Genomic DNA, 25850 nt, shown 5'->3' on the forward strand with positions numbered 1-25850 from the left:
GCGACCGGGCGGTACGCAAGAGCCTAGAGCGCCTCTGTGCTGGTGGGGAGATCAATTACGTCATTGCTGCGGTGTCGTGCGAGCTGTCCGGAAAGCGACCGGCTGCGGATGCCCGGCCGGGCATCCGCAGCCGGTCCGCGTTCTACAGGTACTGCCCGGTATTCGCCACCGTGTCGATGGAGCGGCCGGTGTCCGCGCCCTGCTTTCCGGTGACGAGCGTGCGGATGAAGACGATCCGTTCGCCCTTCTTGCCGGAGATGCGGGCCCAGTCGTCCGGGTTCGTGGTGTTCGGCAGGTCCTCGTTCTCCTTGAACTCGTCCACACATGCCTGGAGGAGATGGGAGACGCGAAGGCCCTTCTGGCCCTGGTCGAGGAAGTCCTTGATGGCCATCTTCTTGGCCCGGTCGACGATGTTCTGGATCATCGCGCCGGAATTGAAGTCCTTGAAGTAGAGGACTTCCTTGTCGCCGTTGGCGTACGTGACTTCGAGGAAGCGGTTCTCCTCGGACTCGGTGTACATCCGCTCGACGACGGACTGGATCATCGCGTGCGAGGCAGCTTCCTTGGAGCCGGTGTGCTCCGCGAGGTCGTCCGCGTGCAGGGGCAGCGAAGGCGTGAGGTACTTCGCGAAGATGTCCTTCGCGGCCTCCGCGTCGGGGCGCTCGATCTTGATCTTCACATCGAGGCGGCCGGGGCGCAGGATCGCGGGGTCGATCATGTCCTCGCGGTTGGAGGCGCCGATGACGATGACGTTCTCCAGGCCCTCGACGCCGTCGATCTCGGCGAGCAGCTGGGGGACGATGGTGTTCTCCACGTCCGAGCTGACACCGGATCCCCGGGTGCGGAACAGGGACTCCATCTCGTCGAAGAAGACGATGACGGGGGTGCCCTCGCTCGCCTTCTCGCGGGCGCGCTGGAAGACGAGGCGGATATGCCGCTCGGTCTCGCCGACGTACTTGTTGAGGAGTTCCGGGCCCTTGATGTTGAGGAAGTAGCTCTTGCCCGCGGGCTGACCGGTGACTTCGGCGACCTTCTTGGCAAGGGAGTTGGCCACTGCCTTGGCGATGAGGGTCTTGCCGCAGCCGGGCGGCCCGTAGAGCAGGATGCCTTTCGGCGGCCGCAGTTCGTGCTCCTTGAAGAGGTCGGGGTGGAGGTACGGGAGCTCGACCGCGTCCCGGATCAGCTCGATCTGGTCGCCCAGGCCGCCGATCTTGCTGTAGTCGATGTCCGGTACCTCTTCGAGGACGAGCTCTTCGACCTCGCTCTTGGGGACCACTTCGTAGACGTAGCCGGACCTGGGTTCGAGCAGCAGGGCGTCGCCGGGGCGGATGGTGGCGTCCAGCAGCGGCTCCGCGAGCCGTACCACCCGTTCCTCGTCGGTGTGCCCGATGACCAGGGCGCGCTCGCCGTCCTCAAGGATTTCCTTGAGGGTGACGATGTCCCCGGCCCGCTCGTATTCCATGGCGTCGACCACGTTGAGCGCTTCGTTGAGCATGACTTCCTGGCCGCGCCGGAGGTCGTCGATCTCGACGCTGGGGCTGACATTCACCCGGAGCTTCCGGCCTCCGGTGAAGATGTCGCAGGTGCCGTCCTCATTGCCCTGCAGGAACACGCCGAAACCGGCCGGCGGCTGTGCGAGCCGGTCGACTTCTTCCTTGAGGGCCACGATCTGGTCGCGGGCCTCGCGGAGCGTGTTGGCGAGCCGCTCGTTCTGCGCGGAAACGCCTGCCAGGTTGGTCTGCAACTCGACGATCCGCTCTTCGAGAATCCTCGTATGGCGCGGAGAGTCGGCGAGCTTACGTCGCAGGACGGCGATTTCCTGCTCGAGATAGGCGACCTGGCCGGCTGGGTCTTCGGACCCCCGCCCGGGCCGGATGCCGCGGTTGATGTCGTCGTCGTGGGCTGCCACGGTCCTCACCTCCTCCAAGGGGAGCTGGACGCTTCCTGACCCTACCTGGGTGGGTGATGATTGAAACCCCTAGATCACAAAGACTGCGGGGCGTGTCCGATCGTCACCCTTGCGTTCCCCCTCGTGAGAGGGGAATACCCACCCTTCAACATCGGAAAGCGGCCGGTTGTATCGTCGAACCGTTCAACACCCGTCAGGGCTTGGCTTCTTTTGGTTCGGATACGCAGGGAACGGCAGGAGAAATGACCGTGCAGCAGGACGCTCCCACCGGCAGCGACGCTCAGGACCTGGAGGTCTGGATCGACCAGGACCTGTGCACGGGGGACGGTATCTGCGTGCAGTACGCACCCGAGGTGTTCGAGCTGGACATCGACGGCCTGGCGTATGTGAAGAGCGGCGACGACGAGCTGCTGCAGGACAAGGGCGCGACCACGCCCGTGCCGCTTCCACTGCTTCAGGATGTCGTCGATTCGGCCAAGGAGTGCCCGGGCGACTGCATCCATGTACGTCGCGTTTCGGACAGGGTCGAGGTGTACGGTCCCGAGGCCGCCTGATCCAGCGGTTCCGGGCGGGCGGGCACGCGCGGTGACCGCTCAGGCACTGCCGGGCCCGGCCTGGGTGGTGCGGACGAAGGCGCCGCCCTGCCACCGCCAGGTGACCTTTTCCTGCTGGTCGGGACAGCAGCGGGGTACATCGGCCGAGGAGTAGCCGAGCAGGGTGGCGAAGACGGCTCCGTCACGCACCGCGAAATCTCCGATGCTCATCTGCTGGGCGGGGTCCACCAGGGTCGCCACGATCCGGGGCGTGGCCCCGTTTCCTTTTGTGAGGACGTAGACGCCGCTGGGCGGGGTGCCGGATCCGGCCGCGCAGTGGACCACGGCGACGGTCTCGGGGCGGCCGTCGCCGTCCAGGTCGCCGGGCGCCTGTTGGGCCACGGTGTTCGCCATCCCGCCGCATTCCAGGGGGTAGGCCGCCCGCTCCGGATCGGGTGCGGCGACGGGCGCGGTGCCGTGCTGCGCGGCGGTCCGGTGGGGGGTCGAGGCGGAGGCGGTGGGGTCCGGCTGGAGCATGCCGGCTGCCGCGATGACGGCGGCCATCGCTGTCGCGGTGGCGAGCCAGTGGAGCGGCTTGGTGTCGGTGTGCGCGAGGTCCGGGAGCTCGGAGGTCTGCACGCGGGATGTCTCCTGTGGTTCCTGTGGATCGAGGATGCCTGGGGTGGCCAGCATCGTGCCACACCTCACAGAACAGGGGAACGGTGGGGTCGGCCACGGATGCGTGTCCGTACCGGCAACGAGGAGGCGCCGCCGCCGAGTTCCCGGGTCGGTCCGGGAACTCGTCGGTGGCGCCGGTACGTTGTGCGGCTCAGCCGCGGGAGGAGCCGCTCTGGCTGCCGGGGCCGTCGTAGTCCTCGCCGTAGGCACCCTTGGCGGGACGGCGGCGGCGCAGCGGGGCCTCCACACCGTCGGCCAGGCGGCGGGCGGTGACGAGGAAGCCGGTGTGGCCGATCATGCGGTGGTCCGGGCGGACGGCCAGGCCCTCGACGTGCCAGTTGCGGATCATCGATTCCCAGGGCTGCGGTTCGGCGAAGCAGCCGATCTCACGGATCGACTCGACGGTCCGCGCGAGCTGTGTGGTGGTCGCGACGTACGCGCAGAGGATGCCACCGGGCACGAGCGCCTTGGAAACGGCCTCCAGGCATTCCCAGGGGGCGAGCATGTCGAGGATGACACGGTCGACGTCGGTGTCCGAGAGGTTGTCCTGGAGGTCGCCGACGGTGAGCTGCCAGGCGGGGTGCGGTTCGCCGAAGTAGCGTTCCACGTTCTGCTGGGCGATCTCGGCGAAGTCCTCGCGGCGCTCGTAGGAGTGCAGCATGCCCTGGTCGCCGATGGCGCGCAGCAGGAAGGTGGAGAGCGAGCCGGACCCGACGCCGGCTTCCACGACGCGGGCGCCGGGGAAGATGTCGGCGAAGGCCAGGATCTGCCCTGCGTCCTTGGGGTAGACCACGGCGGCGCCGCGGGGCATGGACAGGACGTAGTCGGGGAGCAGGGGGCGCAGCGCGAGGTAGGCGACGTTTCCCGTGGTTCGGACAACGCTGCCCTCGGGGGCACCGATCAGCTCGTCGTGCGGGAAAGAACCCTTGTGGGTGTGGAAGTTCTTTCCGGCTTCGAGCGTGAAGGTGTAGTGGCGTCCCTTGGGATCGGTGAGCTGGACCTGGTCCCCGACCTTGAAGGGCCCGCGTCGGCGGGCGGCACCGGTCGGTTCAGACATGTGACCAGCGTACCGGTGATTCCCGGGGCTCCGACCGCGAGGCGGGGCGGACGCCGGGCGGTCAGGCGGCGGGCCTGGCCAGGGCGGCGACGAAGGCCCGTTCGACGTCGGCGGTGGACAGCACCCCGTAGATCTCCCCGGTCTCCTCCAGGACGAGGTACTCGGTGGCGGGATTGGCCTTGAGACGGTCCAGGAGTGCTTCGCCGGCCAGCTCGGCGGAGATCCTCATGCCCTCCGTGAGGTCCTGGGCGAGGCCGCTGACGGCGACCCAGGGGCGGCGGTGTTCGGGAATGGAGACGATGGCCGTTTCGCGGACGACGCCCGTGGGTTCGCCGTGTCCGTCGACGACGACGAGGGCGCGGGCGCCCGCCTCGTTGGCGCGGCGCAGGGCCTCGGAGAGCGGGGTGTCCGCCTCCACGGGGACGGCGCGCCGGGTGAGGGTGCGGGCACGCAGTTCGGGGAGGTGTTCGCGCAGCCGGGCCATGCGCAGGCTGTTGCCCGCTCCGGTCCAGATGATGGCGGCGAGGATGGCGGCGAGCAGCGCGTCGGTGACGGTGTCCATGCCGCTGAGGTCCCGGGGGTTGTTCCCGAAGGAGCCGGTGTGGGTGAGCAGCGGGAGGCCGATGAGGGTGACGACGGCGAGGGCGCGGCCGACCCAGGCGGCGGCGACGGTGCCGCTCATCGGCCGGCCGGTGATCTTCCAGACGACGGCGCGGAGCATCCGTCCGCCGTCGAGCGGGAGGCCGGGCAGGAGGTTGAAGGCGGCCACCAGGAGGTTGGAGACCATCAGTCCGGCGAGGAGGACACCGGGCACGGTGCCGGGTGCGACGAACTTCATCCCGACGTAGAAGAGGCCGGCGAGTACCAGGGAGAGCAGGGGGCCGACGAAGGCGAGCAGGAATTCGCGGCCGGGGGTCTCGGACTCCTTCTCGATCTCGGAGACGCCGCCGAAGAACTGGAGCTGGATGCGGCGCACCGGCAGCTTGTAGCGCAGCGCGACGACCGTGTGCGCGAGTTCGTGGACGAGTACGGAGGCGTAGAAGGCGATCGCGAAGAACAGGGAGACCAGATAACGCGCGGCGCCGAGCTCGGGCAGCACCCGTTCGAGCTGGCCGCCGAAGACCCAGGTGATCAGTGCGGCCACGACGAACCAACTGGGTGCGACGTACACGGGCACGCCGAACGGACGGCCCATGAGAAGGCCACCTCCGGGCTCTTCGGGGCGCTGCGGCTCGCCCTTGTCGGGGCCGGTGCCGGGGGCTGTTCCCCCCGTACCGGGCTGCGGCCGCCCGTTGTCGCCGCTCTCGTCCACGAGGTCCCTTCGGTCGGTGCCGGTCGGCACGATCTTGCAGTGTTCGAGGGTGTGTGGTCGATGGTATGCCGCCGGCTGTCAGTGGCGGGCCGTAGGGTCTTCGACATGACGTCCCTGCCGCGGCCCGCTCAGCCGCCTTCGTCCCTGTCGCCGTCGCGGGCGAGCGATTTCATGCAGTGTCCTCTGCTGTACCGCTTCCGGGTCATCGACAAACTGCCGGAGAAGCCCAGCGAAGCGGCCACCCGGGGCACGCTGGTGCACGCGGTGCTGGAGCGGCTCTTCGACAATCCGGCCGCGGAGCGCACGGCCGGCCGGGCCACTTCGCTGATCCCCGCCCAGTGGGACCGGCTGCTGGAGTCGAAGCCGGAGCTGTCGGAGCTGTTCGCGGAGGATGCCGGGGGCGAGCGGCTGTCGCGCTGGCTCGCGGAGGCGGAGAGCCTGGTGGAGCGGTGGTTCTCGCTGGAGGATCCGACGCGCCTGGAGCCCGCCGAGCGGGAGCTGTTCGTCGAGACGGAGCTGGAGTCGGGACTGCGGCTGCGCGGGGTGATCGACCGGATCGATGTGGCGCCCACGGGCGAGGTCCGGATCGTCGACTACAAGACGGGGAAGGCGCCGCGCCCGGAGTACGCGGAGGGTGCGCTCTTCCAGATGAAGTTCTACGCCCTGGTGATCTGGCGGGTGAAGGGTGTGGTGCCGCGGCGGCTCCAGCTCGTCTATCTCGGCAGCGGCGACATCTTGACGTACGACCCGGTGGTGGCGGATCTGGAGCGGGTCGAGCGGAAGCTGCTGGCGCTCTGGGACGCGATCCGGCTGGCGACGGAGACGGGCGAGTGGCGGCCCCGGCCGACGAAGCTCTGCGGCTGGTGCGATCACCAGTCGGCCTGTCCTGAATTCGGCGGCACTCCCCCGGTTTATCCGTTGTCCGTACGCCCGGCGGAATCGGAGCAGGATGTCCAGGGCAGAATGGATCCGGTCCGTGCCGAGGCCGCCCGGCCTGTGGCCCTGGAAGGACCCTGAGGAGACCCTGTGGCTATCCGCGTCCTACTGGTCGACGACCAACCGCTGCTGCGCACCGGCTTCCGGATGATTCTGGAGGCGGAGGGGGATCTCGCGGTGGTGGGCGAGGCCGGTGACGGTCTCCAGGCTCTCGACCAGGTGCGGGCGCTGCAGCCCGATGTGGTGCTGATGGACATCCGCATGCCGCGGATGGACGGCGTCGAGGCGACGCGTCAGATCACCGGGCCTGGCCGGGACGGTCCGGCGAAGGTGCTGGTGCTGACCACGTTCGATCTCGACGAGTACGTGGTGGAAGCGTTGCGCGCCGGTGCCAGCGGCTTCCTGTTGAAAGACGCTCCGGCCAATGAGCTGGTGCAGGCGATCCGTGTGGTCGCGGCAGGCGAGGCGATGCTCGCTCCGAGCATCACCCGCAGGCTGCTCGACAAGTACGCGGACCATCTGCCGTCCGGCGAGGAGCCGGTGCCCGACACCCTGCACACGCTGACAGACCGTGAGGTCGAGGTGCTGAAGCTGGTGGCGCGCGGTCTGTCGAATGCGGAGATCGCCGCGGATCTGTTCGTCAGCGAGACGACGGTCAAGACGCATGTCGGCCATGTGCTGACCAAGCTCGGCCTGCGGGACCGGGTGCAGGCGGCCGTGTACGCGTACGAGAGCGGCCTGGTGCGCCCCGGCGCCCAGTGAACGGACGAACGGGCCGGCCGGCTGGCCGGAGAGCAACCGGCCTTCGCCCCGGCCGGAAGGGCCGGGGCGTCGTCCGTGCTCAGGCGTTGCCGTCGGCGAGCTCCCAGAGCTGGAGGTCGGCGGATGAGTTGACCGCCCATTCGACGCCCGTGAGACCTTCGCGGGAGGCGACGTACTGCTTGCCCTGCCAGATCGGCAGTACAGGGACGTCCTGGGCGACGATGTCCTGGAGCCGCTGGAAGGTCTTGTCCGAGGCGCTGCGGTCGGACTCCCGGCGGGACTGCGGGATGAGCGTCTTCTGGGCCAGCTCCGACGTGTAGGGCGAGTTGAGGAAGTTGTTCCTGTCGAGGAACGGCGCCGTGAAGTTGTCGGGATCCGGGAAGTCGGGGAACCAGCCCATTCCGTAGACGGCGTAGTCGCCGCGCACCTGCGCGGGGCGGTACTTCTCCCAAGCGGCGCCCTGGACGGTGACGTCGAACAGCCCGGTGTCGTTGAACTGCTTCTTCAGGGCTTCGAATTCGGTGGCCGTCCCGGCACCGAAGTGGTCCGTCGTGTAGTGCAGGGTGAGCTTCACCGGCGTGTCGATGCCCGCGGTGCGCAGGATCGCCGCGGCCTTCGTGGTGCTGGGCTCGCCGTACCTGTTGTAGAACGAGTTGGTGTGCGTGGTGATGCCGGACGGGATCAGCGAGTACAGCGGCTCGGCCGTGGTGCCGTACACCTTGCTCGCGATCTCACCCCGGTCGATGACCTGGGCCATGGCCTGGCGTACGGGCTTCTTCACGGCCGGGTCCTTGGTGTCGAACCCGAGGAAGCTGACGGCGAGACCGGGTATCTCGGTGAGCTTGATGCCGTTTTCGGGGTTTTCGAGCAGCCGCCGGGACTGCTCGGGCGACATGGTGCGGGTCATCATGTCGATCTTCTTGCTGTCGAGGGCTTTCCCCATCGCCTTGGCGTCGGGGAAGAGATCCAGTTCGACCTCGTCGTTCCGTACCTTCAGATCACCCTTGTAGTACGGGTTCCTCGTGAAGAGGACCTTGACGACCCGATGGTGCTCGACTTGCGGCTTCATGGTGTACGGACCGGAGCCGTCCACCTGGAATCCGGTGCGTGCGGACTTCGCGGCGTACTTGCTCCGCGGCACGATCCCGGCGACCGGGGTGGCGAGCTTGTACGGGAACGTGGCGTCCGGCGTGCGGAGGTGGAAGATGACCTCCCGCTCGCCCTGCGTCTCGACGGTGTCGATGTTGGCGAGCAGGGCTACGGGCCCGTTGGCCGCGTTGATGCGGATGACGCGGTCGATGGAGTACTTCACGTCATCGGCGGTGATCGGCTTGCCGTCGGCGAACTTCAGGCCGACGCGCAGCTTGCAGCGGTAGCTCTCGTTCTGGGTGTCCGTGAACGTGCAGCTCTCGGCCGCTTCGGGGACCGGCTCGCCGCCGCCCCGCGGCACATGCGTCAGGGTCTGCACGGTCTGCCGGAGCACGTTCCACACGCCCGCTTCGTAGCCGATGGCGGGGTCGAGCGGTGCGGGGTTCCCCTTGGAGGTCACGAACTGGTCCGTGGTGCCGACAACGATGGCGGCCCTGCCATCGCTCCCGTCACCCGACGCGCCGCAGGCGGCGAGTGCGGGTGCGAGCAGACCGAGGACGGCCGGCAGCACCAGAGTCTTGCGGTTCATTGTGGACGCTCTCCCTCATCCCGGCATGGAGAAAACGACATTAGTGGGCGGCGTGGCCAATGCCGGACCGGAGATGCCCGGCGCGTAATCAGACGGTGACCGGAATTACCGGCGAGCCGTTTTTCCCGGCCCGGAGGGTTTCGTACGAGAAGCCGTCAATCGGTACATTTCGGCACCACGAATCGGACACCTCAGGCGATCTTGAATGGCTTTCCTCCCGTAATTCGGGTGACAAAGGTCACGCCCGGGCCCCTTTCTTTCTTTTGCCGTGCGCCCGGCTTACACACACGTACGCACGACAGAAAATGCACCATCCGATGCCGAGAGTTTTTCGGATTATTCACAGAAACACTCTCGGTGTTCGGATCACCGCATTCCCGTGACCAGGCCCCGGAGAAATGCGAGGTCGACCTCTTCGAGCGAACGTACGATCACACGGCCGGACGCCGGGGCGATCGGCGCGACGGACGGTACGGCGACCACCCGGCAGCCCGCGGCCTCCGCGGCCGCGACTCCGGTCGCGGTGTCCTCGATGACCGCACACAGCTCGGGCTCGGCCCCGAAGCCGGACGCGGCGGTGAGATAGGGCTCCGGGTGCGGCTTCGTACGGGTGACCTCGTCGCCCGCGACGGTCAGGGAGAAGTGGTGGTGACCCACCGAGTCCAGCACCCGGTCGATGATCCGACGGTGCGAGGCGGAGACCAGGGCGGTGGGAATCTCGTGCCTGGCCAGTTCGGCCAGCAACCGTGCCGCGCCCGGCATCAGCGGCACACCGCGACCGATGCGCTCCTCGAAGCGGTCGTTGAGCAGCACGGTGAGTTCGGCGAGGGTGATGTCCGCGCCGGTCACATCCATGAGGTAGCCGGCGCTGCGGGTCATCGGCCCGCCGACCACCACGTCCCGCCATGCCTCGTCGAGCTGGTGCCCGAGATCGGCGAAGACCTCCACCTCTGCGTCCCACCAGAAGCCCTCGGTGTCGACGAGGGTGCCGTCCATGTCGAGCAGGACGGCCTGCAGGGCGGCGCCTTCGGCCGTGCGGGTCATGGACGCGGGAACCGTGCTGGTCATCCGGCACACCTTCCGTAAGGGACGAGAAGGCCGGCCGCCTTTTCCCGTGGGAAGGGCGACCGGCCTGCACTGGACCGACCAGTCTACGACTTGTCCTGCTGCCGCGCGCTGAACGGCGTCTTACCGCGCGTTGAAGTACTTCGCCTCCGGGTGGTGGATGACGATCGCGTCGGTGGACTGCTCCGGGTGCAGCTGGAACTCCTCCGAGAGCTGCACACCGATCCGCTCGGGCTGGAGCAGCTCGGCGATCTTCGCCCGGTCCTCCAGGTCGGGACACGCGCCGTAGCCGAGGGAGAAGCGCGCGCCGCGGTACTTCAGCGCGAACATGTCCTCGACATCGGCCGGGTCCTCGCTGCCGAAGCCGAGCTCGGAGCGGACGCGGGCGTGCCAGTACTCGGCGAGGGCCTCGGCCAGCTGTACGGACAGGCCGTGCAGCTCCAGGTAGTCGCGGTAGGAGTTGGCCTCGAAGAGCTTGGCGGTCTCGCCGCCGATCTTCGAACCGACGGTGACGACCTGGAGGCCGATCACATCCGTCTCGCCGGACTCCTCGGGGCGGAAGAAGTCGGCGAGGCACAGGCGGCGGCCGCGGCGCTGGCGCGGGAAGGTGAAGCGGGTGCGCTCGGAGCCGTCCTCGTGGAGCAGGATCAGGTCGTCGCCCTTGGAGACACAGGGGAAGTAGCCGTAGACGACGGCGGCTTCCAGCAGGTTCTCGGTGTGGAGCTTGTCGAGCCAGCCGCGCAGGTGCGGGCGGCCCTCCGCCTCGACCAGTTCCTCGTACGTCGGTCCGTCCCCGGCGCGGGCCTGCTTGAGCCCCCACTGGCCCTTGAAGAGCGCGCCCTCGTCCAGCCAGGACGCGTACTCCTTGAGCTGGATGCCCTTGACGACCCGGGTCCCCCAGAAGGGGGGCTCGGGGACCGGGTTGTCGACGGCGACGTCGGAGCGGACACCCTCCTCGGGCTCTTCGACCTCCAGCACCGCCGTGTCGCGCCTGGGTACGCGGCGCTGCTTGAGTTCGGGCAGGGTGGCGCCCGGGACACCGCGCTTGACCGCGACCAGGGCGTCCATCAGGCGCAGTCCCTCGAACGCGTCGCGGGCGTAGCGGACCTCGCCCTCGTAGATCTCGTGGAGGTCCTGTTCGACGTAGGCACGGGTGAGCGCGGCACCGCCGAGGATCACCGGGTATTCGGCGGCCAGCTTGCGCTGGTTCAGCTCCTCCAGGTTCTCCTTCATGATCACGGTGGACTTCACCAGGAGACCGGACATGCCGATGACGTCGGCGCGGTGCTCCTGGGCGGCGTCCAGGATCGCGGAGACGGGCTGCTTGATGCCGAGATTGACCACGTTGAAGCCGTTGTTGGACAGGATGATGTCGACGAGGTTCTTACCGATGTCGTGGACGTCACCACGGACCGTGGCCAGGACGATGGTGCCCTTGCCCTCGGCGTCGGACTTCTCCATGTGCGGCTCCAGGTAGGCCACCGCGGTCTTCATGACTTCGGCGGACTGGAGCACGAACGGCAGCTGCATCTGGCCGGAGCCGAAAAGCTCGCCGACGACCTTCATGCCCTCCAGGAGGGTGTCGTTGACGATGTCGAGGGCCGGGCGGGTTCGGAGGGCCTCGTCGAGGTCGGATTCCAGGCCGTTCTTCTCGCCGTCGATGATGCGGCGCTGGAGGCGTTCGTCGAGCGGCAGGGCGAGGAGTTCCTCGGCCTTGCCCGCCTTCATCGACTTCGTGCTGACGCCCTCGAACAGCTCCATGAGCTTCTGGAGGGGGTCGTAGCCCTCGGCGCGGCGGTCGTAGACGAGGTCGAGCGCGACCTTCACCTGCTCCTCGTCGAGGCGCGCGATCGGCAGGATCTTGGAGGCGTGCACGATCGCGGAGTCGAGACCGGCCTTGACGCACTCGTCGAGGAAGACGGAGTTCAGGACGACCCGGGCGGCCGGGTTGAGGCCGAAGGAGATGTTGGACAGGCCGAGCGTGGTCTGGACGTCGGGGTGGCGCTTCTTCAGCTCGCGGATGGCCCCGATGGTGGCGATGCCGTCGCCCCGGGACTCCTCCTGGCCGGTGCAGATCGTGAAGGTCAGGGTGTCGATGAGAATGTCCGACTCCTGGATGCCCCAGTTGCCGGTCAGGTCCGCGATCAGCCGCTCGGCGACGGCGACCTTGTGCTCGACGGTACGGGCCTGGCCCTCCTCGTCGATGGTCAGGGCGATCAGCGCGGCACCGTGCTCGACGGCCAGCGCGGTGACCTTGGCGAACCGCGAATCGGGGCCGTCCCCGTCCTCGTAGTTGACGGAGTTGAGGACGGCCCGGCCGCCGAGCTTCTCCAGGCCGGCGCGGAGGACCGGCACCTCGGTGGAGTCCAGCACGATCGGGAGGGTGGAGGCGGTGGCGAAACGTCCGGCCAGCTCCTCCATGTCGGCGACGCCGTCTCGGCCGACGTAGTCCACGCAGAGGTCGAGCATGTGCGCTCCCTCGCGGATCTGGTCGCGCGCCATCTCCACGCAGTCGTCCCAGCGGGCCGCCAGCATCGCCTCGCGGAACTTCTTCGATCCGTTGGCGTTCGTGCGCTCGCCGATCGCCAGGTAGGAGGTGTCCTGGCGGAACGGGACGGTCTGGTACAGGGAGGCGGCGCCCGGCTCGGGACGGGGCGCGCGGGAGGTGAGCGCGGAGCCGCGGACACGCTCGACGAGCTGTCGCAGGTGCTCGGGGGTCGTACCGCAGCAGCCGCCGACCAGCGAGAGGCCGTACTCCTGGACGAACGTCTCCTGGGCGTCGGCGAGCCCCTCGGGACCGAGCGGGAAGTGCGCCCCGTCCTTGGTGAGCACCGGCAGTCCGGCATTCGGCATGCAGAGCAGCGGGATACGGGAGTGGCGCGTGAGGTAGCGCAGGTGCTCGCTCATCTCGGCGGGGCCGGTCGAGCAGTTCAGACCGATCATGTCGACGCCGAGCGGTTCCAGCGCGGTCAGCGCGGCCCCGATCTCGGAGCCGAGCAGCATGGTTCCGGTGGTCTCGAACGCCAGCGAACACAGCACCAGGAGGTCGCTGCCCATCGCCTCCAGGGCGCGCCGCGCGCCCAGCACGGCGGCCTTGGTCTGCAGCAGGTCCTGCGTCGTCTCGATGATGAGCGCGTCCGCGCCGCCGGCGATCAGTCCCTCGGCGTTCTGCTGGAAGCCGTCCCGCAGCACGGTGTAGGGAGCGTGCCCCAGCGTGGGAAGCTTCGTACCCGGGCCCATGGAGCCGAGCACCCAGCGCTGCTGTCCGGTGGAGGCGGTGAATTCGTCGGCGACCTCGCGGGCGATGCGCGCGCCGGACTCGGAGAGCTCGTGGATCCGCTCGGCGATGTCGTACTCGCCCAGGGCGGAGGCGTTGGCCCCGAAGGTGTTCGTCTCGACGCAGTCCACGCCGACGGCGAAGTACTCCTGGTGCACGGAGCGCACGATGTCGGGGCGCGTGACGTTCAGGATCTCGTTGCAGCCTTCGAGGTTCTGGAAGTCCTCGAGGGTCGGGTCCTGTGCCTGGAGCATGGTGCCCATGGCACCGTCGGCCACCACCACCCGGGTGGCGAGTGCCTCACGGAGGGCTTCGGCTCGGTTCCGGCTGTCGGCGGAAGGGGTCGGCGACGAGGCCATGGATGTACTCCCTGGGATGCGACGGCTGTCGGCTTTGCGTCTTCGGCGGAAGGCGCACCAGGCCAGCGTAGCCGGGCGGCGCCCGGGGCCGTCACTCCGTCCCACGGAACGGACGGCATGCTGTGCGCTGGGGATGTCCGGATCGGAGTGGTGCAGCGGTTTTCCTGCGCGCTCGCGCATGGGTCGGCATCGACCGATAGTGTTCAGCATTGTCGAACCAAGGTGGAGGAGTACGGCGCGATGGCCAAGAACATCCAGTCGCTGGAGCGGGCGGCGGCGATGCTGCGCCTGCTGGCAGGCGGCGAGCGTCGGCTGGGACTGTCCGACATCGCCTCCTCACTGGGCCTGGCCAAGGGCACCGCACACGGCATCCTGCGCACGCTCCAGCACGAGGGCTTCGTCGAGCAGGACGCGGCGTCCGGCCGCTATCAGCTGGGCGCGGAGCTGCTGCGTCTGGGCAACAGCTATCTGGACGTCCACGAGCTGCGGGCCCGCGCCCTCGTCTGGACGGACGACCTGGCCCGCTCCAGTGGCGAGAGCGCCCATCTGGGGGTCCTGCACCAGCAGGGCGTCCTCATCGTCCACCACGTGTTCCGGCCCGACGACAGCCGGCAGGTCCTGGAGGTCGGGGCCATGCAGCCGCTGCACTCCACGGCCCTGGGCAAGGTGCTCTCGGCGTACGACCCGGTGGCGCACACCGAGGCGATGGAGGCCGAGCGGAGGTCCTTCACCCCGCACACCGTCACCGACGCGGCGGAGTTCGAGACGATGCTCGACCTGATCCGGGCCCGCGGCTGGGCGGCCGACGTGGAGGAGACCTGGAAGGGCGTGGCCGCGGTGGCCGCCCCGATCCACGACCGGCGGCGGATGCCGGTCGGTGCGGTGGCCGTGACCGGCGCGGTGGAGCGGGTCTGCGCGGACGGGGAGCTGCGCCCCGAGCTGATCGCCGCGGTGCGGGACTGCGCCCGCGCAGTCTCCAGGGATCTGGGCGCCCGGCCCTTCTGACCGCGGCGGTGATCACCGGCGGCGGCCCGCCACCGCGGGCCGTCGGTAACGATCGAGTTATAGGCCACACAACCCTTGACGCATGTTTCACCTGGGGGAAGCATTGCCGTTCACCGGTCGGCATTGTCGAACAGCTAACGGAATTTCGCGTTAAGGTGTGACAGCGCCAAGGACCGGAAAACGCCCTCACGTGAGGGCGCGGACCACCGGAGGGACCCGGGGTTCGGCTTCCCTGGACGAAGGACAAAGGAGTCGCGGGTGTCCAGCTCCGACATCTTCATCGGCGAGACCATAGGTACCGCCGTACTCATCCTGCTCGGCGGCGGCGTCTGCGCGGCGGTGACTCTCAAGCGCTCCAAGGCGCGGAACGCCGGCTGGCTCGCCATCACCTTCGGGTGGGGCTTCGCGGTGCTGACCGGCGCATATCTGGCCGGCGGCGTGTCCGGCGCGCATCTCAATCCGGCGGTCACGATCGGTCTCGCGATCGAGGGCGGCACCAAGTGGAGCGACGTACCGCTGTACCTCGGCTCCCAGATGTTCGGCGCGGTGATCGGCGCGGTGCTGGTCTGGGTGGCGTACTACGGGCAGTTCCGGGCGCATCTCACAGATCCGGAGATCGTGGGCGCCCAGCCGGGTGAAGAGGCCATGGTCGACCAGGCCTCCGCCCCGAAGGCGGGCCCGGTGCTGGGAGTCTTCTCCACCGGCCCCGAGATCCGGCACGCGGTGCAGAACCTCGCCACCGAGATCATCGCCACCGTCGTGCTCGTCCTGGCGATCCTCACCCAGGGCCTCAACAACGACGGCAACGGCCTCGGCACGCTCGGCGCGATGGTCACCGCGCTGGTCGTCGTCGGTATCGGTCTCTCGCTCGGCGGGCCGACGGGTTACGCGATCAACCCGGTTCGCGACCTCGGTCCGCGTATCGTGCACGCGCTGCTTCCGCTGCCGAACAAGGGCGGTTCCGACTGGGGCTACGCATGGATCCCGGTCGTCGGACCGCTCGTCGGCGGCGCGATCGCGGGCGGGCTCTACAACGTCGCCTTCGCCTGAGCCGTGACGTACAGAGCTGTGACGTACAGAGCCGTAATCCTCACGACCACACAGACTTCCGGGAGCACACCGTGACCGACGCACACACCACCGGCCCGTTCATCGCGGCCATCGACCAGGGCACCACCTCCAGCCGCTGCATCGTCTTCGACAAGGACGGCCGGATCGTCTCCGTCGACCAGAAGGAGCACGAGCAGATCTTCCCGAAGCCGGGCCGGGTCGAGCACGACGCGACCGAGATCTGGGAGAACGTCCAGGAGGTCGTGGCGGGCGCCGTCGTCAAGGCGGGCATCACCGCCGCCGACGTGAAGGCCATCGGCATCACCAACCAGCGAGAGACCACGCTGCTCTGGGACAAGAACACCGGTGAGCCCGTCCACAACGCCCTCGTGTGGCAGGACACCCGCACCGACGCGCTCTGCAAGGAGCTCGGCCGCAACGTGGGCCAGGACCGCTTCCGCCGCGAGACCGGTCTGCCGCTCGCCTCGTATTTCTCCGGCCCCAAGGTCCGCTGGCTGCTCGACAACGTCGAAGGGCTGCGCGAGCGCGCCGAGCGCGGCGACATCCTCTTCGGCACCATGGACTCCTGGGTCATCTGGAACCTGACCGGCGGCACGAACGGCGGCGTCCACGTCACCGACGTCACCAACGCCTCGCGCACCCTCCTGATGAACCTGCACACCATGACGTGGGACCCCAAGATCCTCGCGTCCATGGAGATCCCGCCGGCCGTGCTGCCCGAGATCCGCTCCTCCGCCGAGGTGTACGGCACCGCGAAGGGCGGCGTCCTGGACGGCGTCCCGGTCGCCTCCGCGCTCGGCGACCAGCAGGCGGCCCTCTTCGGCCAGACCTGTTTCTCCGAGGGCGAGGCCAAGTCCACGTACGGCACCGGCACCTTCATGCTGATGAACACCGGTGAGACGCCCGTCAACTCGTACAACGGACTACTGACGACCGTCGGGTACCGGATCGGAGACCAGAAGCCGGTCTACGCCCTGGAAGGTTCCATCGCCGTCACCGGCGCGCTGGTGCAGTGGATGCGCGACCAGATGGGCCTGATCAACTCCGCGGCCGAGATCGAGACGCTGGCCTCGTCGGTCGAGGACAACGGCGGCGCGTACTTCGTGCCCGCCTTCTCCGGTCTGTTCGCCCCGTACTGGCGCTCCGACGCCCGCGGCGTCATCGCCGGTCTGACCCGGTACGTCACCAAGGCCCACATCGCCCGTGCCGTCCTGGAGGCCACCGCCTGGCAGACCAGGGAGATCACCGACGCCATGACGAAGGACTCCGGTGTCGAGCTCACCGCCCTGAAGGTCGACGGCGGCATGACCTCCAACAACTTGCTGATGCAGACGCTCGCCGACTTCCTGGACGCACCCGTGGTGCGGCCCATGGTCGCCGAGACGACCTGCCTCGGCGCCGCCTACGCCGCCGGCCTCGCCGTCGGCTTCTGGCCGGACACCGACGCGCTGCGCGCCAATTGGCGCCGGGCCGCCGAGTGGACACCCCGCATGGACGCGGACATCCGCGACCGCGAGTACAAGAGCTGGCTCAAGGCCGTGGAACGGACCATGGGCTGGCTCGAAGACGAGGAGTAATCACCATGACCACCCTGCAGAGCGTCCCGGCACTCGGGACACACCCGGCCTCCGGCTCCCTCCCGAGCCGCGCCGAGACTCGGGAGCAGCTGTCCAAGGCTGCGTACGACCTCCTGGTGATCGGTGGCGGCATCCTGGGCATCTCCACCGCCTGGCACGCCGCGCAGTCCGGGCTGCGGGTGGCCCTGGTGGACGCCGGCGACTTCGCCGGCGCCACCTCCTCAGCCTCCTCCAAGCTGCTCCACGGCGGTCTGCGCTACCTGCAGACCGGTGCGGTGAAGCTGGTCGCGGAGAACCACTTCGAGCGCCGTGCGGTGTCCCGTCAGGTGGCCCCCCACCTGGCCAATCCGCTCACCTTCTACCTGCCGGTGTACAAGGGCGGCCCGCACGGCGCGGCCAAGCTCGGCGCGGGTGTGTTCGCTTACTCGGCGCTCTCCGCGTTCGGTGACGGGGTCGGGCATGTGATCGGTCCGGCCAGGGCGCAGCGCGATGTGCCGGAACTGCGTACCGACAACCTGAAGGCCGTCGCGGTCTACGGCGACGACCAGATGAACGACGCCCGGATGGCACTGATGACGGTCCGCGCGGCCGTCGACGCGGGTGCGGTCGTCCTCAACCACGCGGCGGTGACCGGACTGCGGTTCACCCGGGGCCGGGTGACGGGCGCCGACCTGGAGGACCGTACGGACGGTACGGAGTTCGGCGTCAACGCCCGTCTCGTGCTGAACGCCACCGGCCCGTGGGTCGATCACCTGCGGAAGATGGAGGACGCCGGCGCGGCTCCTTCGATACGTCTTTCCAAGGGCGCGCACCTGGTGCTGAAGCGGACGCGGCCGTGGAAGGCCGCGCTGGCGACCCCGATCGACAAGTACCGGATCACGTTCGCCCTGCCGTGGGAGGACATGCTGCTGCTCGGCACGACGGACGAGGAGTACGAGGGCGATCCGGCGGACGTCGCGGTCAACGAGAAGGACACCGCGCAGATCCTGGACGAGGCCGCGTTCTCCATCAAGGACCAGCAGTTGTCGCGCGATCTGATCACGTACTCCTTCGCAGGTCTCCGGGTGCTGCCCGGCGGTCCCGGCGACACGTCCAAGGCCAAGCGCGAGACGGTCGTGACGGAGGGCCGCGGCGGGATGCTGTCGGTCGCGGGCGGCAAGTGGACGACGTTCCGCCACATCGGCCGTACGGTGATGAACAAGCTGGCCGCGCTCCCCGGCCACCCCCTGGCGGACGACATGGAGCCGATCTCGCGGTTGCCCAAGAAGCTCCCGCTGCCCGGCATCGCCAACCCGAACGCGGTGGCGCACCGGCTGCTGATCGACGGCGGTACGCCCGGCCCCCGGATGGCCGCCGACACGGCCCGCCACCTCGCCACCCACTACGGCTCGCTCGCCTTCGACATCGCACGGCTGGCGAACGAGAATCCGGCGCTGGCCGAGCGCGTCCACCCGGACGCCCCGGAGATCTGGGCGCAGGTCGCCTACGCGCGTGATCACGAGTGGGCCGAGACGGCGGACGACGTGCTGCGCCGCCGGACGACGCTGACGATCCGGGGCCTGGCGACGGACGAGATCCGGGCCGGCGTCGAGACCATGCTCGGCGACCGGAGCTGACGGGGTCGTACGCATCGGACGGGGCGGTTCCCGGAGGGGGCCGCCCCTTCCGTATGTCCGCCTGCCCGGGAAGGCCTCGCCCCGCCGTACGGCCGCTGTGCGCGTGCGACGTCCCGGCGGCCGTCCGCCGGGGCGCGCCCCCGGGGCGACCTGCGGCAGACCTGGTTCATCAGCCTCTTCCGACCCGCATAATGAGGGGAGACATCGGATGTCTGATTCCAGTCCGGATCCAGGAGGACCGTCATGGCTGTCACCGACGAGGCGATCGAGAAGATCAAGGAAATGATCGTCTCGGGTGCGCTACGGCCCGGCGACCGGCTCCCCAAGGAGAGCGAACTCGCGGCCGAGCTGGGGCTCTCCCGCAACTCCCTCCGGGAGGCGGTGCGCGCCCTGTCGCTGATCCGCATTCTCGATGTGCGGCAGGGCGACGGCACGTATGTGACCAGCCTTGATCCGCAGTTGCTGCTGGAGGCGCTGAGCTTCGTCGTGGACTTCCACCGCGACGACACGGTGCTCGAGTTCCTGGCGGTCCGCCGGATCCTCGAACCGGCGGCGACGGCGATGGCGGCCACCCGGATCAGCGAGGCCCAACTGGACGTGCTGAGCTCACAGTTGGACGCCCTGGGCGCACAGCCCTCGGTGGAGGAGCTGGTCGCCTGCGATCTGGAGTTCCACCGCGGGATCGTGCAGTCCTCCGGGAACTCGGTGCTCTGCTCGCTGCTGGACGGGCTGTCGGGGCCGACGACCCGGGCGCGGGTCTGGCGCGGTCTGACGCAGGAGGACGCGGTGAGCCGCACGCTCCATGAGCACCGGGCGATCGTGTCGGCGCTGCGGGACCGGGACGCGGAGGCCGCGCGGGCGTGGGCGACGGTGCACGTGGCGAGCGTGGAGCAGTGGTTGCGGTCGACGCTGTAGCGCGGCGGGCGGGTGGCCGGGGCTCCGCCCCGGAACCCGCGCTCGAACGCCGGCGGGGCTGAGAATGATCAGCACCGCCGGCGTCGCGGGAAAAGAGATCAGTCCTGCTTCTCGCCGCTCGCGAAGCGGGAGATGACCAGGGCGACGATGATGATCGCGCCGTTGAGGAACTGGTTCCACAGCGCGGGGACGCCGCCGAGGGTCATCACATTGACCACCAGTTGGAGCGTCAGTACACCGGTCAGCGCACCGAACAGGGTGCCGCGTCCGCCCTTGAGGCTGATGCCGCCGATGACCGCGGCGGCGAACACCTGGAAAATCCAGCCGTTGCCCTGGGTCGCCGCGACCGATCCGTAGTGGCCGGTGTAGAGGATGCCCGCGAAGGCCGCCAGCAGGCCGCCGATGGCGAGGACGATCCAGGTGACCCGGTCCACCCGGATGCCCGCGGCGCGCGCGGCCTCCGGGTTGCCTCCGATCGCGTACAGCGAACGCCCGTGGCGCAGCCAGGCCAGCGCGGCGCCGCCGACAGCGAACAGCGCCAGGCAGATCCAGACGGCGGCCGGTGCGCCGAACCACTCGCTCTTGCCGAGGTAGCGGAAGGACTCCGGCACGTCGGTGATGGACTTGCCCTCGGTGATGCCGATGTGGAGGCCGCGCAGCATGGTGAGCATGCCGAGCGTGGCGATGAAGCCGTTGACCCGCAGCTTCAGCATCAGGAAGCCGTTGACGGCACCGATGGCGAGGCCCACGAGCAGACAGAGCGGGATCGCCGACCAGGTGGGCAGCAGGCCCAGGCCCGCGAAGCGGCCGCCCTCGGCAGGCAGGACCAGCCACATCGCGACGACCGGCGCGATGCCGATCGTCGACTCCAGTGACAGGTCCATCCGTCCGCAGATCAGGATCAGCGCCTGGCCCAGGACCAGCAGGCTCAGCTCGGAGGACTGCTGTACGACGCTGATCAGGTTCTCGGAGGTCAGGAACACCGGCGAGACGATGAACCCGATCACCATCAGCACCAGGATCACCGGTACCAGGGAGAAGTCGCTCCACCGGATCAGCTTCAGCCGGTCCAGCGGGCGCTCGCCCGTCGGGGAGCCCTTCGGCCCGCCGTCGATGTCGTCGGCCGCCGCGGGCCGTACCGTGCCGGTCATTCCCTTTCCCCCACACCTTCCATGGCGGCGACGAGTTCCCCGTCGGTCCACCCGCTGGCGAATGTCGCGACCACGCGCCCGTGGAACAGGGCGAGCACCCGGTCGCAGACCCGCAGATCGTCCAGTTCGTCCGAGATGATCACCGCGGCGTTCCCCTCGTCGGCGACCCGCCGTACGACTCCGAGCAGCGAGTCCTTGGACTTGATGTCCACACCGGCGGTGGGGCGGACCGCCACCAGCACGCTGGGCTTGCGGGCCAGCGCGCGGGCGACCACCACCTTCTGCTGGTTGCCGCCGGAGAGCCCGGAGACGGGCTGCTCGGGCCCCTGTGTCTTGATGTCCAGCGAGGCGATCACGGACCGTGCGAACTCCCTTGTGCGGGAGGGCAGTACGGTCCCCCACGGGCCGAGCTGGTCGGTGACGGTGAGGGTGGCGTTCTCTGCGACGCTGCGTTCCAGGACGAGGCCCTGGTCGTGCCGGTCCTCGGGGATGTAGCCGATCCCGGCGTCCAGTGCGTGCGGCACGCTGCCGGAGCGCACGGTCCTGCCGTGGACAAAGACCGTGCCGCCGCCCGCCTTGCGCATTCCGGCCAGGGTCTCACCCAGGGCCGTGTTGCCGCTGGCCGCGGAGCCGGCGAGGCCGAGCACCTCGCCGGGGCGGACCTCCAGGTCCAGAGGTTCGAACTGGCCCTGAAGGGTGAGGCGTTCGGTACGCAGGACAGGTGCGGCCGACTCGTCCCGTGCCGCCGCGGCGTCACCGCTCGCGTGCCAGCCGGTGGCGCCGGCGGACTGTTCACCGGTCATCGCCGCCACCAGTTCCACCTTGGCGATGTCGGCGACCGGGGCGGTGAGCACATGGCGGGCGTCGCGGTAGACGGTGACCGCCGTACACAGCTCGTACACCTCCTGCAGATGGTGGGAGATGAAGAGGAACGCCACTCCCTGGCCCTGCAGTTCCCGGAGCTTGTCGAAGAGCCGCCCGATGCCACGGGCGTCGAGCTGGGCGGTCGGCTCGTCCAGGATGATCAGCCGGGCGCCGAAGGACAGCGCCCGGGCGATCTCGACGAACTGCCGCTGCTCGACGGCGAGATCGCGCGCCCGGGTGCCGGGGTCGACCTGGACGCCGTACTCGGCGAGGAGCCCCTCGGCCCGCTTGCGGAGCTTCCCCCAGCTGATCCAGCGGGCGTTGTCGTCGAAGCGGTTGAGGAAGAGGTTCTCGGCGACGGTCAGATCGGGGACGACCATCGACTTCTGGTAGACGCAGGCGACCTTCGACTGCCAGGCCGTGGTGTCCCCGAAGGCGGGCGCGGGCTCCCCACCGAAGGCGACCGTGCCCGCGTCCGCCTTGTGGAGCCCGGTCAGGACACTGACCAGCGTCGACTTGCCCGCGCCGTTGCGACCGACGAGGGCGTGGGACTCACCGGGCCGCACGGTGAGCTTCACCCCGTCGAGCGCGACGGTCGGCCCGAAGCGTTTGACGATGCCCGTCGCCTCTACGGCAGGTGGTGGTGCCTGGTCCATGGCTAGCTCTTCTTTTCCAGCTGATTGGCCCACAGCTTCGGGTCGTCGACGTTGTCCTTGGTCACCAGCGGCGCGGGGAGCTGGTCCTCGAAGCCGTTCGGGATCTTGATGATGTTCGAGTCGTGGTCGGTCGGGCCTTCCTTGAAGGTCTTGCCGTCCAGGGCCGCCTTCGCGTAGTACAGCGCGTACTTCGCGTACAGGTCGGCGGGCTGGGAGATCGTCGCGTCGATCTTCCCCGCCTTGATGGCGTCGAACTCCTCCGGGATGCCGTCGTTGGAGATGATCGTGATGTGGCCCGGCGTACCGGCCGGCTTCAGCAGCTTCTTCTGCTCCAGGAGCGCGAGGGTGGGCTGCAGGAAGACACCGCCCGCCTGCATGTAGATGCCGTTGATGTCGGGGTTGGCTGCCAGGGTGGCCTGGAGCTTGGCGGAGGCGACATCGCCCTTCCAGTCGGTGGCCAGCTCGAAGACCTTGATGCCGGGGAAGTCCTTGTCCATGCAGGCCTTGAACGCCTCCGACCGGTCACGGCCGTTGATCGAGGCGAGGTCGCCCTGGAACTCGACGACCTTGCCCTTGCCCTTCAGTTGCTCACCGAGGTACTTGCAGGCGTTGGTCCCGTACGCCTTGTTGTCGGCCCGCACCACCATGTAGATGTTGCCCTTGTCGGGTCGGGTGTCGACGCTGATGACGGGGATCTTCTTCTCGTTCAGCGTGTTGAGCGACTCGGCTATCGCACCCGTGTCCTGAGGTGCCATCACGACGGCCTTGGCGCCCTGGTCGGTGAAGGTCTGGACGTTGGCGACCAGCTTGCCGATGTCGTTCTGCGAGTTGGTCAGCGGCAGGGCCTTGACCTCGCCCGTCTTGACCCCCTTCTGCACATAGTTCTGGTACGAGTTCCAGAAGTCGCTGTCGCTGCGCGGCAGGTCGATTCCGACCTTCCCGCCGCGCGCGCCGTCAGCGGTGGACTCGCGGTTGCAGCCCGCGAGGGCAGTGACGGCCAGCAGTACGGCGCAGGCTGCCGCACTCGTCGTACGCACTCTCATTGGTGTCCCAATCCTTGATGGAGTACCGGTCGGAGCTCTGTGGGCAGAGCGGCGGTGCGTGGTGCGCGGGGGCGCGGCCCGGTGGTGCGGGGCGGGCCTGTCCGGCGGATCAGGGCCGGACAGGCCCGGGGCCCGCGCGTCCCTGATCAGCTTTCGGCGGGGCGCAGGCGCAGGCCCTGCATTCCGCCGTCGACGGCGAGTGCCGTGCCGGTGACGGAGGCGGCGGCGGGGCTCGCCAGGTAGACGATCGCGGCGGCCACCTCATCGGCCGAGACCAGCCGCCCCAGCGGCTGGCGGGCGTTGAGCGCGGCCCGTTCGGCGGCCGGGTCGTCGGCCTGCCCGAGGAGCCGGCCGATCCACGGGGTGTCCGCGGTGCCCGGGTTGACGCAGTTGACCCGGATGCCCTCGCGGACGTGGTCCGCGGCCATCGCGAGGGTCAGGGAGAGGACCGCGCCCTTGCTCGCGCTGTACAGGGCGCGCTGCGGCAGTCCGGCGGTCGCGGCGATCGAGCAGGTCTGGGTGATCGAGACGGCACCGGGGCGTTCGGCCGCCGCGCGCCGCAGATGGGGCAGGGCGTGCCGGGCGGTGCGGACCATGCCGAGGACGTTGATGTCCAGGACCCGGGTCCACTCCTCGTCGGCATTGTCCTCGACGGTGCCGATGGAACCGATGCCCGCGTTGGACACGACGGTGTGCAGGCCGCCCAGTTCGCCGGCGGCCCGGTCGACCGCTTCGCGCACGGCGTCGTCGTCGGTGACGTCCGCCTTGACGGCCAGGACGCCCGCGGGGGCGCCCGCGGTCTCCCGGTCGAGCACGGCCACCTGTGCACCGCGCGCGAGCAGCAGGGTCGCGACGGCGGCGCCGATGCCTGAGGCGCCGCCCGTCACCAGGGCCTTCATCCCCTCGAAGTCGCGTGTACCGGTCATCGGTCGGCCTCCTCGGCGGTGCGGCGAGCCTGCCATACGGGGCCCTCCGGGTAGCGGTGTGCGGCGATCGACTCGGGGAGCATCCGGGCGGAGAAGCCCGGGGAACCCGGCGCGGCGTAACGGCCGTTCTCGATCACGGTGGGGTCGGCGAAGTGTTCGTGGAGATGGTCGACGTACTCGATCACGCGGTTCTCCCAGCTGCCGGAGACCGCCACATAGTCGAACATCGAGAGGTGTTGCACCAGCTCGCACAGCCCGACTCCGCCCGCGTGCGGGCAGACGGGTACGCCGTACTTGGCGGCGAGCAGCAGAATCGCCAGGTTCTCGTTGACGCCCGCGACCCGGGCCGCGTCGATCTGGACGAAGTCGACGGCTCCGGCCTGCAGCAGTTGCTTGAACACGACCCGGTTGGCCACGTGTTCACCGGTGGCGACCTTGACGGGCTGCCCGGCGCGGACGGCCGCGTGGCCGAGGATGTCGTCGGGGCTGGTCGGCTCCTCGATCCAGTGCGGGTCGTACGGCGCGAGCGCGGTCATCCACTCCACCGCGTCGGCGACGTCCCAGCGCTGGTTGGCGTCGACGGCGATCCGGACGTCCGGCCCGACGGCCTCGCGGGCCAGGGCGAGTCTGCGGACGTCGTCGCGGAGGTCGCCGCCGACCTTCAGCTTGATCTGGGTGAAGCCGTCGGCGACGGCCTCCTTCGCCAGCCGGACCAGCTTGTCGTCGGTGTATCCCAGCCAGCCCGGCGAGGTGGTGTACGCGGGGTAGCCCTCGGCGCGCAGCCGTTCGGCGCGCTCGGCCCGCCCCGGTTCGGCGGCCCGCAGGATCGCGAGGGCCTCGTCGGGAGTCAGCGCGTCGGTGAGATAGCGGAAGTCGACGAGGGAGACGAGCTCCTCGGGCGTCATCTCGGCGAGGAACTGCCAGACGGGCCTGCCGGCCTGCTTCGCCGCCAGGTCCCAGGCAGCGTTGACGACCGCGCCGGCCGCCATGTGCATCACGCCCTTCTCGGGGCCGAGCCAACGCAGTTGGGAGTCATGGGTGAGCTCGCGGTGCAGTGCGGCGAGGTCGGCCGCGGTACGGGGTGCCGGGCGCCCCACAACGTAAGGGCGCAGCGCCTCGATGGCGGCGGCCATCACCTCGTTGCCGCGCCCGATGGTGAAACAGAAGCCATGTCCCTCGTCGAGGGGTTCGGTACGCAGGACGACGTAGGCGGCCGAGTAGTCGGGGTCGGGGTTCATGGCGTCCGAGCCGTCCAGTTGTTCCGAGGTCGGAAATCGGATGTCATGGACCTCGAAATCCGTGACGGTCTGACTCATGTGCGCCCCCAGGGGAATAACATCGGACCTCTGTTCTGGTCATCCGATGTATAGCGTCATGGAGGCCCCGACGTCCAGGGTTGGAGCGAAATTTACGGGCACAGCTCGGATGTATTCAGAGACTGATGCCCTGATTCGACCGAT

Annotated in this window: 20 protein-coding genes; 8 read left to right on the forward strand and 12 right to left on the reverse strand. The window is 69.1% G+C overall.

Annotated elements, in window-relative coordinates:
* Window positions 1–142: 142 nt before the first annotated feature.
* Entirely contained in the window at window positions 143–1909 is a 1767-nt protein-coding gene (arc, locus tag ACZ7L9_RS22420) for a proteasome ATPase (RefSeq protein WP_471417375.1), read from the reverse strand.
* Between the two features lie 242 nt (window positions 1910–2151).
* Here arc and ACZ7L9_RS22425 point away from each other — a divergent pair, with 242 nt between their 5' ends.
* Window positions 2152–2463 carry a ferredoxin gene (locus tag ACZ7L9_RS22425; RefSeq protein WP_471417377.1) on the forward strand — a complete coding sequence of 104 codons (312 nt, stop codon included), beginning with the start codon at window positions 2152–2154 and terminating at the stop codon, window positions 2461–2463.
* 39 nt (window positions 2464–2502) lie between these two features.
* Here ACZ7L9_RS22425 and ACZ7L9_RS22430 read toward each other — a convergent pair whose 3' ends face one another.
* From ACZ7L9_RS22430 to ACZ7L9_RS22440, 3 genes are all read right to left on the reverse strand, one after another.
* The gene (locus tag ACZ7L9_RS22430; protein ID WP_471417669.1) at window positions 2503–3081 is read right to left on the reverse strand and encodes a hypothetical protein; all 579 of its coding nucleotides are present in this window, start codon (window positions 3079–3081) and stop codon (window positions 2503–2505) included.
* Window positions 3082–3271: 190 nt separating this feature from the next.
* Window positions 3272–4177, reverse strand: a complete 906-nt coding sequence (locus ACZ7L9_RS22435) for a tRNA (adenine-N1)-methyltransferase (protein ID WP_093541283.1) — start codon at window positions 4175–4177, stop codon at window positions 3272–3274.
* Between the two features lie 61 nt (window positions 4178–4238).
* Complete coding sequence (locus tag ACZ7L9_RS22440) at window positions 4239–5489, reverse strand: site-2 protease family protein (protein ID WP_471417671.1); 1251 nt, start codon at window positions 5487–5489, stop codon at window positions 4239–4241.
* A 171-nt stretch (window positions 5490–5660) separates the two neighbouring features.
* On the opposite strand from ACZ7L9_RS22440, the gene ACZ7L9_RS22445 reads away from it, so the two are divergent.
* Window positions 5661–6506: a RecB family exonuclease gene (locus ACZ7L9_RS22445; protein WP_471417673.1), complete on the forward strand. Its 846-nt coding sequence runs from the start codon at window positions 5661–5663 to the stop codon at window positions 6504–6506.
* A 9-nt stretch (window positions 6507–6515) separates the two neighbouring features.
* The gene (locus ACZ7L9_RS22450) at window positions 6516–7187 is read left to right on the forward strand and encodes a response regulator (protein ID WP_093541287.1); all 672 of its coding nucleotides are present in this window, start codon (window positions 6516–6518) and stop codon (window positions 7185–7187) included.
* A gap of 79 nt (window positions 7188–7266) precedes the next feature.
* Here ACZ7L9_RS22450 and ACZ7L9_RS22455 read toward each other — a convergent pair whose 3' ends face one another.
* From ACZ7L9_RS22455 to metH, 3 genes are all read right to left on the reverse strand, one after another.
* The gene (locus tag ACZ7L9_RS22455; protein ID WP_471417381.1) at window positions 7267–8865 is read right to left on the reverse strand and encodes an ABC transporter substrate-binding protein; all 1599 of its coding nucleotides are present in this window, start codon (window positions 8863–8865) and stop codon (window positions 7267–7269) included.
* A 366-nt stretch (window positions 8866–9231) separates the two neighbouring features.
* The gene (locus tag ACZ7L9_RS22460) at window positions 9232–9933 is read right to left on the reverse strand and encodes an HAD family hydrolase (protein WP_471417382.1); all 702 of its coding nucleotides are present in this window, start codon (window positions 9931–9933) and stop codon (window positions 9232–9234) included.
* A 120-nt stretch (window positions 9934–10053) separates the two neighbouring features.
* Complete coding sequence (gene metH, locus ACZ7L9_RS22465) at window positions 10054–13566, reverse strand: methionine synthase (protein WP_471417384.1); 3513 nt, start codon at window positions 13564–13566, stop codon at window positions 10054–10056.
* A gap of 240 nt (window positions 13567–13806) precedes the next feature.
* On the opposite strand from metH, the gene ACZ7L9_RS22470 reads away from it, so the two are divergent.
* The 5 genes from ACZ7L9_RS22470 (at window position 13807) to ACZ7L9_RS22490 (ending at window position 19750) form a co-directional block, all read left to right on the forward strand.
* A complete protein-coding gene (locus ACZ7L9_RS22470) occupies window positions 13807–14571 on the forward strand; it encodes an IclR family transcriptional regulator (RefSeq protein WP_471417387.1) in 765 nt (254 codons plus the stop codon).
* 258 nt (window positions 14572–14829) lie between these two features.
* Window positions 14830–15621: an MIP/aquaporin family protein gene (locus ACZ7L9_RS22475; RefSeq protein WP_471417389.1), complete on the forward strand. Its 792-nt coding sequence runs from the start codon at window positions 14830–14832 to the stop codon at window positions 15619–15621.
* 71 nt (window positions 15622–15692) lie between these two features.
* On the forward strand, window positions 15693–17219 hold the full coding sequence (gene glpK, locus ACZ7L9_RS22480) for a glycerol kinase GlpK (RefSeq protein WP_471417391.1): 1527 nt from the start codon (window positions 15693–15695) through the stop codon (window positions 17217–17219).
* A 5-nt stretch (window positions 17220–17224) separates the two neighbouring features.
* Window positions 17225–18835, forward strand: a complete 1611-nt coding sequence (locus tag ACZ7L9_RS22485) for a glycerol-3-phosphate dehydrogenase/oxidase (protein ID WP_471417393.1) — start codon at window positions 17225–17227, stop codon at window positions 18833–18835.
* Between the two features lie 243 nt (window positions 18836–19078).
* Window positions 19079–19750 (forward strand): FadR/GntR family transcriptional regulator, encoded by a 672-nt coding sequence (locus tag ACZ7L9_RS22490; protein ID WP_451816928.1) that lies wholly within the window; start codon window positions 19079–19081, stop codon window positions 19748–19750.
* Window positions 19751–19848: 98 nt separating this feature from the next.
* Here ACZ7L9_RS22490 and ACZ7L9_RS22495 read toward each other — a convergent pair whose 3' ends face one another.
* From ACZ7L9_RS22495 to ACZ7L9_RS22515, 5 genes are all read right to left on the reverse strand, one after another.
* Window positions 19849–20901 carry an ABC transporter permease gene (locus ACZ7L9_RS22495; RefSeq protein WP_471417396.1) on the reverse strand — a complete coding sequence of 351 codons (1053 nt, stop codon included), beginning with the start codon at window positions 20899–20901 and terminating at the stop codon, window positions 19849–19851.
* Window positions 20898–22421 (reverse strand): sugar ABC transporter ATP-binding protein, encoded by a 1524-nt coding sequence (locus ACZ7L9_RS22500; protein WP_471417398.1) that lies wholly within the window; start codon window positions 22419–22421, stop codon window positions 20898–20900. The genes ACZ7L9_RS22495 and ACZ7L9_RS22500 overlap by 4 nt, the downstream gene beginning before the upstream one ends.
* Before the next feature lie 2 nt (window positions 22422–22423).
* Entirely contained in the window at window positions 22424–23464 is a 1041-nt protein-coding gene (locus ACZ7L9_RS22505) for a sugar ABC transporter substrate-binding protein (protein ID WP_471417400.1), read from the reverse strand.
* 146 nt (window positions 23465–23610) lie between these two features.
* Window positions 23611–24390, reverse strand: coding sequence for an SDR family NAD(P)-dependent oxidoreductase (locus tag ACZ7L9_RS22510; RefSeq protein ID WP_471417403.1), 780 nt, complete (start codon window positions 24388–24390; stop codon window positions 23611–23613).
* Window positions 24387–25706 carry an L-fuconate dehydratase gene (locus ACZ7L9_RS22515; RefSeq protein WP_471417405.1) on the reverse strand — a complete coding sequence of 440 codons (1320 nt, stop codon included), beginning with the start codon at window positions 25704–25706 and terminating at the stop codon, window positions 24387–24389. Before ACZ7L9_RS22515 ends, ACZ7L9_RS22510 begins: the two co-directional genes overlap by 4 nt.
* Window positions 25707–25850 lie beyond the last annotated feature (144 nt).

The organism is Streptomyces sp. NPDC111516 (assembly GCF_055635345.1).